We start from the raw sequence: 12,831 nt of genomic DNA, 5'->3' as shown, positions 1-12,831 counted from the left end.
GGTTCGGCGGGTGACGCGGGTGAGCTGCGCCGGGTGGGCGCGGTGGGGAGCCTGTGACGCAGGCGTCCGGGCGCGTGGGCGCGATGGCCCCCGGGGACAGCCGGCGTACGAGAGTTCTCCGTGCCGGCCGCCCGGACGGTTTCAACGTATGGCACTGCGTGTCGACTGGCAAGGCACTGCGTGCCATTGCTTATCTCATATGGCATCCGAGCGGCACGCATGAGCGAGAACGGCCGCCCCCGGGGCTCACCGGGGACGGCCGTGACGGCTGGGTGCGTTCTTCGTGAGGCCTAGGTCGTAAGGGACGGCCTAGCTCCGGCGGTCCTTGAGCGCCCGCTCGATCGTGCGCATCACCTCGCCCAGCGGCGCGTCCGTACGGGCCACCGCCACCAGCACCTCGTCCGCGCCGTCCCCGCCGTTCACGGAGGCCCGCACCAGCGCCGGAGCGTCCGGCTCGCGGCTCTCGGCCTGCTCCGGCGGCCGGGGGCCGCCCGCGCCGATGCCGGTGCCGAAGGTGTCCCGGACGATCGCGAAGGCGTGGTCGAGCTGGGCCTCCACATCGCCCTCGCCGCCCGCCCGCAGCCAGCGGCGCAGCACATGGTTGTGCGCGGTGACCACGGCGGACGCGGCCACCTCCGCCAGCAGCGGATCGTCATTGCCGTCGTGGTGGTCGCGCTCGTCGAAATGGCCCAGCAGATAACGGGTGAACAGCCGCTCGTAACGCGCCACCGAGGCGATCTCCCGCTCCCGCAGCGTCGGCACCTCACGGGTCAGCCGGTAGCGCTCCACCGAGACCGAGGGGGAGGCCGCGTACATCCGCATGACCTCCTTGATGCCCCGGCACACGGTGTCCAGCGGGGGCTCGTGCGCCGGGGCCGCGTTGAGCACCGCCTCGGCGCGCACCAGCGTGTCGTCGTGGTCCGGGAAGATCGCCTCTTCCTTGGAGCGGAAGTGACGGAAGAAGGTACGCCGCGCGACCCCGGCGGTGGCCGCGATCTCGTCCACGGTCGTCGCCTCGTACCCCTTGGTCGCGAACAGCTCCATGGCCGCCGCCGCGAGTTCGCGGCGCATCTTGAGCCGCTGCGCGGCGGCACGGACGCCCGCGGCGCTCCCGGGGGCGCCGGCGGTGATCTTCGGGCGGATGGCCTTGGCGGGCTGCGGCATGACCTGAACGTACTGCATTCGCGCAGGAGAGCGCGCTCGCGGGTGGTCCGCGCCGGACCGGAAGCACCCCCTCCACAGGGGTGCTCCCGGTGTCTTCCGGTGCGCAGGGCGCCCCCTGCCGGAGCGGGCGGTCAGCGCCCGCCGTACGCGCGGAAGCCCCGGCCGGTCTTCCGGCCGAGACAGCCCGCCGCCACCAGCCGCTCCAGCAGCGGCGCGGGCGCGAGCCCAGGATCGCGGAACTCCCGGTGCAGCGCCCGCTCGATCGCCAGCGAGACATCGAGCCCGACGGCGTCGAGGAGTTCGAACGGCCCCATCGGATAGCCGCCGCCCAGCCGCATCGCCGTGTCCACGTCGTCGAGCGAGGCGTAGTGCTCGCCGACCATCCGGACCGCGCTGTTCAGATAGGGGAAGAGCAGCGCGTTGACGATGAAGCCGGCCCGGTCCCCGCACTCCACCGGATGCTTCTTCAGGGACGAGACCACCGAGCGCACGGTGTCGTGGACCTCGTCCCCGGTCAGCACCGTGCGGACGACCTCCACCAGCCGCATCGCCGGGGCCGGGTTGAAGAAGTGCATCCCGACGACGTCCTGTGGCCGCCCGGTGGCGCGGGCGCACGCCACCACCGGCAGCGAGGAGGTGGTGGTGGCGAGCACCGCGCCCCGCTTGCAGACCTTGTCCAGCGCGGCGAACAGCTCCCGCTTGACCGCCAGATCCTCCGCGACCGCCTCCAGCGCGAGATCCACCTCGAAGAAGGCGTCGAGCGAGCCCGCCGGAGTGATCCGGTCCAGCGTCAGCCGCCTCGCCTCCGCCGTCGTCCGCCCCTTGTCCACCGAGCGGGCGAGCGAGGCCGAGATCCGGTCCTTGGCGGCCCCGGCCTTCTCCGGGGAACGGGCCGCGATCACCACCTCGTACCCGGACGCGGCGAAGACCTCGGCGATGCCGCTCGCCATCGTCCCCGAACCGGCCACCCCCACGGACCGGACCTCACGGCCCGAACCCCCGCGCCGGGTGGGGCGCGGGGTGAGGGAGTCGCCGACCACGGCCGGGGCGCCGGCCGCCGCGTAGGAGTAGAAGCCGCGCCCCGCCTTGCGGCCGGTCAGACCCGCCTCGCTCAGCTGGCCCAGGATCGGGGCCGGTGCGTGCAGCCGGTCCCCGGACTCGGCGTGCATCGCCTCCAGCACGGTCCGCGCGGTGTCGATCCCGATCAGATCCAGCAGGGCGAGCGGCCCCATCGGCAGCCCGCAGCCCAGCCGCATCGCCGCGTCGATGTCCTCGCGGGAGGCGTACTTCGACTCGTACATCGCGGCGGCCCGGTTGAGATAGCCGAACAGCAGCCCGTCGGCGACGAACCCCGGCCGGTCGCCCACCGCCACCGGTTCCTTCCCCAGCTCGCGGGCGAGCGCGGTGACGGCGGCCACGGCGGCCGGATCGGTCAGCACCGAGGACGCCACCTCCACCAGCCGCATCACCGGGGCCGGGTTGAAGAAGTGCATCCCGAGCACCCGCTCCGGATGGGCCGAACCGGCGGCCAGCCGGGTCACGGACAGCGCGTTGGTCCCGGTGGCGATGATCGCGGAGGGCCGCACGACGGCGTCCAGCCCGGCCAGGACCCGCTGCTTGACCTCGTACGACTCGGGGACCGTCTCCACCACCAGATCGGCGGCCCGGGCGGTTCCCAGATCGCCGGAGGCACGGAACCGGGCGAGAGCGGCGCGCCGCTCCTCCCCGCTGATCCGCCCGCGCTCGACGGCGCGCGCGGTGGAGACCTCCAGCGAACGGACGGCCCGCCGGGCCGCCGACTCGCTGATGTCGACGCCGACGACCTCGCGCCCGGCGAGGGCGAGGACTTCGGCGACGCCCGTGCCCATGGTGCCGAGGCCGACGACGGCGATGGTGTGCAGAGGAGTTTCCATCGGGGGACTCCAGGGTGAGTGACGACTGAGAGGGGAAGGCCCGCACGGGGCGAGGGCCGGCGGGCCCTGTCCCGGGCCGCCGTGAGCGGTACGCGGCACGCGACCGACTCACGTGCCGAACAGTTCGCCGAACCGACCGCGCTCACGGCGGCTGCGTCACCAGGCCGCCGTGAGGAGGTACGAGAAATGCGGGGGTAACCCGCTCATGTGAGGTTAACCGGCGGGTAACGAGCGCGCCAGACCCGTGCGGGTGTGATCTGAATCGCCGCCCGCCCGGGCCCCGTTCGCCTCGTTACGCTGAAGGACATGAAGGATATGAAGGACATGGACGGCGAGTTACGGTCACTGGCCCGGCGGCTGCGGCAGGAGTCCGGGGGCTCCCCGGCGTACGAACGACTGCTGGCGACGGCGGACCGGGAGGAACTCGCCGACGCCCTCACCGCCCCCCTGTGCCCGCTCTGGGCCCGGGAGCTGGCCGCCTTCCGGCTCGGCCGCGCGGGCGACCGCCGGGCCTTCGAAGCCCTGGTCCTGCTGCTCAACCACCGCGACCCCCAGCGCTGCGGCTCCGCGGCCCACGCCCTGTTCGAACTGGCCGACCCCCGCACCGCCCGGGCCGCCGCCGCCCTCGCCACCAATGAACTGCGCGTCGCCTACGCCCTGGTGCCCGTCCGGCTGCTCACCCGGCTGCGCGCCCCCGAGTCCGCCCCCGCGCTGATCACCGTGCTGCGCCGCCGGCTCGTTCCGGGGGACCCGCACTGGCGGGTGGCGCTGGCGTGCGTGGAGGGGCTGGGGGCGCTCGGCGACGGCCGGGCCGAGGGTGTGCTCTCGGCGGCCCGCGACCACCCCCGGCTCACGGCGGCGGCGGAGGCGGCCCGCGCCCGGCTGGGCTGAGCGGGCCGCCGTTCCCCTCCTCGGGCCGGCTCAGTACAGCTTGGCCACCGAGGTGCGGGCCGTCTTCTGGAAGCCCTTCAGCTGCGACTTCTTGAGATCGCCCAGCTGCCCCCAGCTGACGACGGTGACCGTCCCGCCGTCACGGCCGACCGAGTACAGCGCGACATCGTCCGCTCCGGTCCTCGGGTCGGCGGTGTCGATGCTGTAGACGTGCGCGCCCTCCTCGACGGAGATCTTCCCCTCGTACTCGCCCTTCCCCTTGAGCCCCGGGTACTCCTTCCTGAGCTCCGCCAGACAGCCGTCCAGCGCCTTGCGGACCTTGGTCACCAGCGCCTTGGCCCTGGCCTCCGACGCGGCGACGGTGATCGTCTGCCTGGCCGAGGTGTCCATCTCGGTGTGGAAGGCGCGATGCCTGCTGGACGACTTCGGCAGGATCGTGCCGACACAGAAGTCCTCGGCCCTGCCCGGCTTCACCTTCTCCGCCGTCCACGGGGTGCGCGCGGTGGGCAGCTCCTTCGCCGCGAGGAACTTCGCCTTCGGCCCCGGGGTCGCGGCGGCCTCGGCCGGAGTGGCGGTCGCGGTGGAGAGCGGGGTCAGGATCAGCGCCGCGGTCGCGGCCGTCACGGCGGCGGTGTGGAATCGGTTCATGGTGGTGCTTCCCCCTGCTGGTTCGTTCTCTTCGATCGTGTTCCTGCGAACGCTCAACAGCTTCGGGAGTCCGCCCGGCCCGGGACAAGGGAAACGGCCGCGGGTGGCACGGTGGAACCATTCCACCCCCGCTGACGTGGGGTTGTTCGGGAGGGGTGGAACGCCGCCCCGGAACGGGCGGGGAGCTGGGGACGGTTGAGTACGAGGGAGTCCGACACCGAGGCGTTCGCGCGGAGGCTGAGCGGGATACGGGAGGCCTCCGGCCGCAGCTACGGCGCGCTGGCCCGCCGCGTCGGGATCGGCGCGTCGACGCTGCACCGCTACTGCTCGGGCCACTCGGTGCCCATGGAGTTCGCTCCCGTCGAACGCCTCGCCCGGCTCTGCGGCTGCCGGGGCGAGGACCTCATCGCCCTGCACCGTCTGTGGGTGCTCGCCGACGCCGAACGCGGTCGCCGCGCCCCGGCCGGACCGGCACCCGCGCCGGAACCGGCACCCGCACCCGCACCCGCACCCGCACGAGAACCGGAACCGGAACCCTCACGTGAACCCGCCACGCAGGCCCCGCCCGTCGTGGACGCCGCCGTCCCGGGGACGGCACGCCGGCGGCGGCGGTGGTACGGGGCTGCCGCCGTCGCGCTGGCCACCGCGCTGGCGGCCCTGTTCACGCTGCTCGCGTACGAGCCGCTGCCGCCCGACCCGGACCCCGAGGAGCGGCGGACCGCCGCCGGGAAGCCCGGCACCGCCGCCGTCCCGTCGGCGGACCCCGGCGGAGCGCCCCCGTTCACCGTGAAGACCGATGCGCACCGGTGGCGGTACGGCTGCGACCACACCTATCTCGTCGGCCGCGCCCCCGCCGCCGTGCCGCCCCCGCCCGCCGAGTCCGACGCCCGGCCGTGGGCCGGCGCCCTCGGCGCGGTGCACGGCGGCGAGACCCTCGTCCAGCTCACCGTGCAGGGCACGGCCGAGAAGGCCGTGGTGCTCCAGGCGCTGCGGGTCCGGGTGGTCGCCCGGCGGGCCCCGGTCCAGCGCAACGCCTACCGGATGTACATGGGCTGCGGCGGCTCCCTCACCCCCCGGATGTTCGAGGCCGATCTGGACCGGCCCCGTCCGATCGCCCGCCCGGTCGCGGGCAACGACTCCGGCACGGAGATCCCCGCCGTCTCCTTCCCCTACCGGGTCTCCGCGAAGGACCCGGAGATCCTGCTGGTCTCCGGGTCCGCGGCCCGCTGCGACTGCGACTGGTACCTGGAGCTGGAGTGGAGCAGCGGCGACCGCTCGGGCACCACCCGGATCGACGACGGCGGACGGCCCTTCCGCACCAGTGGGGCGGACGGGACCCTGCACGACTACGACAGCACCACCCGCCGCTGGGTCAGGGCCGCCCCGGAGAGCCCCTGACCCGGCCTCGGACCCGTCCTCAGACGCGGTCCTCCGGGACGATCGCGTACGCCTCGATCTCGACCAGCAGCTCCGGCAGGATCAGCGCGGAGACCTGGACCGCCGAGCTCGCGGGCAGCCGCTCGGGGTCGAAGACCTCGTCGCGCGCGGTCCGCACCGGGCCCAGATGGGCGATGTCCGTGACGAAGTACGTCAGCTTCACCACGTCCTCGAAGGTCGCCCCCGCGCTCTCCAGGCACCGCCGTATGTTCTCGAAGACGCGCCGCGCCTGGGCCCCGGGGTCGCCCACCCCCACCACGCGCCGCTCCTCGTCGAAGGCGCACTGCCCCGAGACGGCGACGAACCGGCCGGAGCCCCAGACGACATGGCTGTACCCGGTACCGGGGGCGAGGCCCTCGGGGGCCTGGACACGAGTGAGATGAGTGCTCATGGGCTCATGATCGCTCACATCGCGGGAGGCCCCGGATTTGGGCCCCCGCACCCGAGGTGGTTGGCTAAGCCGGGCCCACGCGGCACCCCTGAACACACCGAGTGCTGGAGGAACAGCTATGGCGCAGGTCGAGGCCACGACTGAACGGATCATCGCGGCGGACGCGGAGACCGTGATCGACACACTGGCCGACTACGCGAACACGCGCGCGTCGATCCTTCCCGGCCAGTTCAGCGAGTACGAGGTGCGCGAGGGCGGCGACGGCGAGGGCACCCTCGTCCACTGGAAGCTCCAGGCCACCAGCAAGCGGGTCCGCGACTGCCTGCTGGATGTCACCGAGCCCGTCGACGGCCAGCTGGTCGAGAAGGACCGCAACTCCTCCATGGTCACCACCTGGACCGTCACCCCGGCCGGTGAGGGCAGGTCCAAGGCGGTCGTCACCTCGGTCTGGAAGGGCGCGGGCGGCATCGGCGGCTTCTTCGAGCGGACCTTCGCCCCGAAGGGACTCGCCCGGATCTACGACGCGGTGCTCGCCAACCTCGCCGCCGAGATCGAGAAGTCGGCGGGCAAGGGCTCCTAGCCTCCGGGCAGGGGCACCCGGAGCGGAGGGCCATGGGTTGTGCGCGGGCGCACAACCCATTTCGCCGTTGCCCGGCGCGCGGACTCCGCAGGGCCGTACCGTGGTCGCCAGGCCGCGCATCTCCCCCGCCGCCTCCGGCGCGGGGGACCCCAGGCGGCGGGGAAGGAGCGTCCCACCCATGCACCGTGGTGTTCCGCCGAGAAGACCACAGCGGTACCCCGTGCCGGGCCGGATCCCCCTGGCCGTGGTCGTGGTGGACGGCGACGGTCTGGTGTCGCACTGGTCGACCGGCGCGCGCAGGCTGTTCGGGCCCGCCCGCGAGGAGGCGGTGGGCAGGCCCGCGCTCGATCTGCTGCCGGTCTGCGGAGCGCTGGCGGCGGACGGCGAGTACGCGGCGTACGACGGCGGCCCGGGCCTCGACGCGCCGCTGACCGGCCGTACCCCCTACGCGACGGCGGGCAGGGCCCGGCTCTCCGCGCCGGGGCGGGAGCGGATCGACGTCCTCTGGTGGGCGTACCCCATGGTCGGCCCCGGGCCCGAGCGGCTGATCGTGCTGGCGGCGGACGCCGCGCGGTTCACGGACACCGGCCCGAGCGACGACGGCCCGAGCGACGGCGACGGGAGCACCGGGGGCGAGGACGCCGGGAGCAGTGGCGGCGTACGGCGGATCGCGCCCGGGTTCGCGCTGCACACCGACTTCCCCGGCTCCGACGATCTCGCGGACGGACTGCCGGGGATCCTCCCCGGCATGAGCGTCCAGGAGGCCACCCGTACCGTCTCCCAGATCCTCGACCTCGGCTATCCGGTGGTGGAGCTGAGCCGCCACGAACGGGTCCCGGTCACCCCCGACTGGGGAGTCGCCCGGCGCACCGAGCGCGCCGAGCGCCGGCGCGCGGCCCGGGTGGCGGCGGCGTCCGGGGAGCCCGTCGACCCTGCGGATCTGGAGCGGGACCTGGAGTACACGGCGGTGCGCGAGCGCCTGGAGTTCCTGAACGAGGTGAGCGGGCGCATCGGCTCCTCGCTCGATCTCGCCCGGACGATCCAGGAGGTGAGCGCCGCCGTCGTGCCGCGCTTCACCGATGTCGCGGGCACCTATCTGCGGGAGCAGGTCGTCGCCGGCGAGAGCTTCCCCGACGGGCCGCCGGACGCCACCACCCTGTGGCACCGTGTCGCCGTCGAGCATGTGGACGAGCCGGGGCGCTGGGACGACGTGGTGCCGGTCGGCGAGTCCATGCCCTTCCCCGAGCACACGCCCTTCTTCCAGTGCATGACCACCGGTGATCCGGTGCTGGTGCCCCGGATCAGCGAGCGGATGGGCACCGCCATCGCCTCGCAGTTCGAGAAGCGCGACATCCGTCCCCTGATCAGCGGACGCTCGATGCTGGTGGTCCCGCTGAAGGCGCGCGACGTCGTCCTGGGCTTCATGATCCTGCTGCGCCACGGCGAGCGCGCCGTCTTCAACGACATGGACCGGGTCACCGGCGCGGAACTCGCGGCCCGCGCCGGGCTGGTGATCGACAACGCCCGGATGTACACGTATCAGGAGAATGTCGCCGAGACCCTCCAGGACTCGATGCTTCCGCAGATCACCCCGAAGACCGCCGCCTGCGACACGGCCACCCGCTATCTCCCCGGCACCCTGCTGGGCCGGGTCGGCGGCGACTGGTTCGACTCCGTCAAACTCCCCGGCTCCCGGGTGGCGCTGGTGGTCGGCGACGTCATGGGCCACGGCCTCAACGCGGCCGCGATGATGGGCCAGCTGCGGACCGCCGTGCAGACCATGGCCGCCCTCGACCTCCCGCCGGTCCAGCTGCTGCGCGGCCTGGACGATCTCGCCCAGCGGCTCGGCGAGAACTACCTCGCCACCTGTCTGTACGCCGTCTACGACCCCATCCGCCACGAGCTGGCGCTGGCCAACGCCGGTCATGTGCCGCCGGTCCTGGTCCGTGCCGCCGACGGCCGCAGTGAGCTGCTCCGGCTGCCGACCGGGGCCCCGATCGGCGTCGGAGGCGTCCCCTTCGAGGCCGTGACCGTGCCGGTGGCGCCCGGGGACCGGCTGGTGATGTTCACCGACGGGCTGGTGGAGGTGCGCGGCGAGGACATCGGGGTGGGCCTGGCGAAGCTCTGCGAGTCCGCCGCGCACCCGGCGGCCTCCATGGACGCCGCCTGCGACACCATCATCCGCGCGCTCAACACCCGGGGCGGGCGCAAGGACGACGTCGCGCTGCTGATGGCCCGGCTCAACGGCGTCCCCGGCGGATCGGTCGCCGCCTGGGAGCTGTCGCTCGCGCCGGACGAGGCGGCCAGGGCGCGCCGGCTCGCCCGTGGGCAGCTGCGCGCCTGGGGGCTCGACGCGCTGGCCGAGACGGTGGAACAGCTGGTGGGCGAGGTCGTCGCCAATGCCGTGCGCCATGCCAGGGGCCGCCGCGCCGAGCTGCGGATGGTGCTGACCGGCTCGCTCCAGTGCGAGGTCCGGGACGAGGACCCCACGCTCCCGGCCCTGCGCGCCGCCGCCTCCTCGGCCGAGGAGGGCCGAGGGCTCCGGGTGGTCGCCGCCCTGGCCCGGGAGTGGGGCGCGAGCCGTACGGCCGACGGCAAGACCGTCTGGTTCGAGGTGCCGCTGCCCTGAGGTCCCGACCCGTCCGGCGGACCGCGGTGACTGATCCGAAGAGAGGCTCAGGATCCGGTTGCCGAGTCAACTGTCCGGGGGTAAACCGCTCATGACGCTGTGTCATATCATAGGAGAGTTAGTCATGAGCGTGACAAAAAAATACGCCGCCGCCTGGGACGGTTTCTGGGGCGAGATCTCCGGCGCGCCCGGCGAGGTCATCTGGGACGCCGAGCCCGAGCTGACCGCCGGGCTCCATCTGGCGCTGTACGAACCCCATGTGGACCACCCCGGACTGCCCCTGGTCGATCTGGGCTGCGGCAACGGCACCCAGACCTGGTTTCTCGCCGACCGCTTCCCCCGGGTGGTGGGAGTCGATCTCTCGGCCGCCGCGATCGAGCTGGCCCGCGGCCAGGAGAGGCCCCGGCGGTACGGGGACGCCCTGTCGGGCCGCCCCGGATTCCGCCGGCTGGACGCGGTCGACGCCCCGATGGTGGCCGGGCTCCGGGAGGATCTCGGCGGCGACTGCAATGTCTATGTGCGCGGGGTGCTCCACCAGACCGATCCGCAGGACCGCCGGCCCCTCGCCGAGTCGGTGGCCGCGCTGGTCGGCACCCGGGGCCGGGCCTTCGTCGTCGAGCCGGCCGAGGCCGCCGGCCGGCGGCTCGCGGAACTGGCGAGCCGGCCCGCGGGGCCGCCGCCCAAGCTCCGGCCCGTGCTCCGGCACGGGATCGTCCCCGGCGCGGTCTCCGACGCCGACGTCCCCGGGTACTTCACCGCCGCCGGACTCACCGTGCTGGCCGCCGGGGAACTGCCCCTGACGACCACGGAGTACGAGCCCGACGGCTCCCGGGTCGAGCTGCCGTCGAAGTGGCTGGTGGTCGGCCGGGACGACTGACCCGCCGGTCGGCCGGAGGGGGACCGTCCGCACAGGACGGACCCCCCGGTGACGGCTGAACCGGGAGGGTTAGGGTGAATCATGAAGATCCTGATCAGCGCCGACATGGAAGGCGCGACCGGAGTCACCTGGCCGGCCGATGTGCTGCCCGGCCATCCGCAGTGGGAACGCTGCCGGGCCATGTTCACCTCGGACGTCAACGCGGCGGCGCTCGGCTTCTTCGACGGGGGCGCGGACGAGGTCCTCGTCAACGAGGCCCACTGGAGCATGCGCAATCTGCTGCTGGAGCGGCTCGACGAGCGGGTCCAGATGCTCACCGGCCGGCACAAGTCGCTCTCCATGGTGGAAGGCGTCCAGCACGGAGACGTCGACGGCATCGCCTTCGTCGGCTACCACACCGGCGCGGGAGCCGAGGGCGTCCTCGCCCACACCTATCTCGCCAACCAGCTCACCGGCGTCTGGCTCAACGGGGTCCGCGCCTCCGAGGGGCTGCTCAACGCCCATGTGGTCGCCGAGTACGGCGTCCCCGTCGTGCTCGTCACCGGCGACGACCTGACCTGCGTGGACGCCCGGGGATACGCCCCGGACTCCCGCAAGGTCGCCGTCAAGGACCATGTCTCCCGGTACGCGGCCGTCTGCCGCACCCCCACCCGTACCGCCGCCGACATCCGCGCGGCGGCCAAGGAGGCCGCCGCGCTCGCGGTCCGGCACGAGCCGGTGCGCGGCGGGCCGTTCGCGATGGAGCTGGAGTTCGACGCGGAGCATCTCGCGGCCGCCGCCACCGTCGTACCCGGGGTGACGCGCGGCGGCGGCGAGCGCCGGGCCGGCTACACCAGCGAGACCATGTACGAAGCCATTCGTACCTTCAAGGCGGTCACCACGATCGTCTCGGCAGCAGTGGAGGAGCAGTATGGCTGATGTGAGAACCCCCGCCGACGGAGCGAGCCCGGTCGACCGGCGCGCGCTGGACGAGGTGGTCGACTTCACCTCCGAGCTGATCCGCATCGACACCACCAACCGGGGCGGCGGCGACTGCCGGGAGCGGCCCGCCGCCGAGTACGCGGCCGAGCGCCTGGCCGCCGCCGGGCTCGAACCCGTGATGCTGGAGCGCACCCCCGGACGGACCAATGTGGTCGCCCGGATCGCCGGCACCGACCCCTCGGCCGACGCCCTGCTGCTCCACGGCCATCTCGACGTGGTGCCCGCCGAACCCGCCGACTGGAGCGTGCACCCCTTCTCCGGGGAGGTCCGCGACGGAGTCGTCTGGGGCCGGGGCGCGGTCGACATGAAGAACATGGACGCGATGATCCTCGCCGTGGTGCGGGCCTGGGCGCGCGCCGGCGTACGGCCGCGCCGGGACATCGTCATCGCCTTCACCGCCGACGAGGAGGCCAGCGCCGAGGACGGCTCCGGCTTCCTCGCCGATCAGCACCCCGGCCTCTTCGAGGGGTGCACCGAGGGCATCAGCGAGTCCGGGGCCTTCTCCTTCCACGCCGGCGGGGGCATGACGCTCTACCCCGTCGCCGCCGGGGAACGCGGCACCGGCTGGCTCAGGCTCACCGCCCGCGGAAAGGCGGGCCACGGCTCCAAGGTCAACCGGGCCAACGCGGTCAGCAGGCTCGCCGCCGCCGTCGCCCGCATCGGCGACCACCAGTGGCCGATCCGGCTCACCGCCACCACCCGCGCCGCCCTCGCCGAACTGGCCGCCCTGCACGGCATCGAGGTCGACGTCCACGCGGCGGACTTCGACGCCGACGCGCTCGTCGCCAAGCTCGGCCCGGCCGCCGCCCTGGTGGAGTCCACCCTGCGCAACAGCGCCAACCCGACGATGCTGGACGCCGGGTACAAGATCAATGTGATCCCCGGCCATGCCACGGCCCATGTCGACGGACGGATGGTGCCCGGCGGGGAGGACGAGTTCCACACCACCATGGACCTGCTCACCGGGCCCGATGTGGAGTGGGAGTTCCAGCACCGCGAGGTGCCGCTCCAGGCCCCCGTCGACTCGCCCACCTACGCCAAGCTGCGCGCCGCGATCGAGCACTTCGACCCGGCCGGGCATGTCGTGCCGTACTGCATGTCGGGCGGCACCGACGCCAAGCAGTTCTCCCGCCTCGGCATCACCGGCTACGGCTTCACCCCGCTGAAGCTGCCCGTCGGCTACGACTACGCCGCGATGTTCCACGGCGTGGACGAGCGGGTCCCGGTGGAGGCACTGCACTTCGGCGTCGAGGTGCTCGACCACTACCTCCGTTCGGCATGACGGTGACCCGGGCGACCCGGGCGATCCAAGGGAGCAAG

At 73.4% G+C, this 12,831-nt stretch carries 11 protein-coding genes; 7 read left to right on the top strand and 4 right to left on the bottom strand.

Features of this window, described 5'->3' with window-relative positions; translation table 11 throughout:
• Window positions 1-309: 309 nt before the first annotated feature.
• Both ABD371_RS26160 and ABD371_RS26155 read right to left on the bottom strand, forming a co-directional pair.
• Complete coding sequence (locus ABD371_RS26160; RefSeq protein WP_344481592.1) at window positions 310-1,164, bottom strand: TetR family transcriptional regulator; 855 nt, start codon at window positions 1,162-1,164, stop codon at window positions 310-312.
• Between the two features lie 131 nt (window positions 1,165-1,295).
• Complete coding sequence (locus ABD371_RS26155; protein ID WP_344481589.1) at window positions 1,296-3,077, bottom strand: 3-hydroxyacyl-CoA dehydrogenase family protein; 1,782 nt, start codon at window positions 3,075-3,077, stop codon at window positions 1,296-1,298.
• 324 nt (window positions 3,078-3,401) lie between these two features.
• On the opposite strand from ABD371_RS26155, the gene ABD371_RS26150 reads away from it, so the two are divergent.
• Window positions 3,402-3,968 carry a HEAT repeat domain-containing protein gene (locus ABD371_RS26150; protein WP_344481969.1) on the top strand — a complete coding sequence of 189 codons (567 nt, stop codon included), beginning with the start codon at window positions 3,402-3,404 and terminating at the stop codon, window positions 3,966-3,968.
• A gap of 30 nt (window positions 3,969-3,998) precedes the next feature.
• On the opposite strand, the gene ABD371_RS26145 is transcribed toward ABD371_RS26150, so the two are convergent.
• Entirely contained in the window at window positions 3,999-4,616 is a 618-nt protein-coding gene (locus ABD371_RS26145) for a hypothetical protein (RefSeq protein ID WP_344481585.1), read from the bottom strand.
• Window positions 4,617-4,811: 195 nt separating this feature from the next.
• Between ABD371_RS26145 and ABD371_RS26140 the strand changes: the two genes are divergently transcribed.
• Entirely contained in the window at window positions 4,812-6,014 is a 1,203-nt protein-coding gene (locus tag ABD371_RS26140) for a helix-turn-helix domain-containing protein (protein WP_344481581.1), read from the top strand.
• 19 nt (window positions 6,015-6,033) lie between these two features.
• On the opposite strand, the gene ABD371_RS26135 is transcribed toward ABD371_RS26140, so the two are convergent.
• On the bottom strand, window positions 6,034-6,444 hold the full coding sequence (locus ABD371_RS26135; RefSeq protein WP_344481577.1) for a RidA family protein: 411 nt from the start codon (window positions 6,442-6,444) through the stop codon (window positions 6,034-6,036).
• A 118-nt stretch (window positions 6,445-6,562) separates the two neighbouring features.
• Between ABD371_RS26135 and ABD371_RS26130 the strand changes: the two genes are divergently transcribed.
• The 5 genes from ABD371_RS26130 (at window position 6,563) to ABD371_RS26110 (ending at window position 12,793) form a co-directional block, all read left to right on the top strand.
• Window positions 6,563-7,024, top strand: coding sequence for an SRPBCC family protein (locus ABD371_RS26130; protein WP_344481572.1), 462 nt, complete (start codon window positions 6,563-6,565; stop codon window positions 7,022-7,024).
• Between the two features lie 178 nt (window positions 7,025-7,202).
• Complete coding sequence (locus tag ABD371_RS26125) at window positions 7,203-9,653, top strand: SpoIIE family protein phosphatase (RefSeq protein WP_344481565.1); 2,451 nt, start codon at window positions 7,203-7,205, stop codon at window positions 9,651-9,653.
• A gap of 124 nt (window positions 9,654-9,777) precedes the next feature.
• Window positions 9,778-10,530, top strand: a complete 753-nt coding sequence (locus ABD371_RS26120; protein ID WP_344481558.1) for a class I SAM-dependent methyltransferase — start codon at window positions 9,778-9,780, stop codon at window positions 10,528-10,530.
• A gap of 81 nt (window positions 10,531-10,611) precedes the next feature.
• Window positions 10,612-11,448, top strand: coding sequence for a M55 family metallopeptidase (locus tag ABD371_RS26115; protein ID WP_344481551.1), 837 nt, complete (start codon window positions 10,612-10,614; stop codon window positions 11,446-11,448).
• A complete protein-coding gene (locus tag ABD371_RS26110; RefSeq protein WP_344481545.1) occupies window positions 11,441-12,793 on the top strand; it encodes a M20/M25/M40 family metallo-hydrolase in 1,353 nt (450 codons plus the stop codon). The genes ABD371_RS26115 and ABD371_RS26110 overlap by 8 nt, the downstream gene beginning before the upstream one ends.
• Window positions 12,794-12,831: the final 38 nt, after the last annotated feature.

Source organism: Streptomyces amakusaensis, assembly GCF_039532665.1.
GTDB lineage: Bacteria > Actinomycetota > Actinomycetes > Streptomycetales > Streptomycetaceae > Streptomyces > Streptomyces amakusaensis.
Note: the sequence above shows the minus strand (reverse complement) of the source record. Positions and strands in the feature narration are given on the sequence as shown.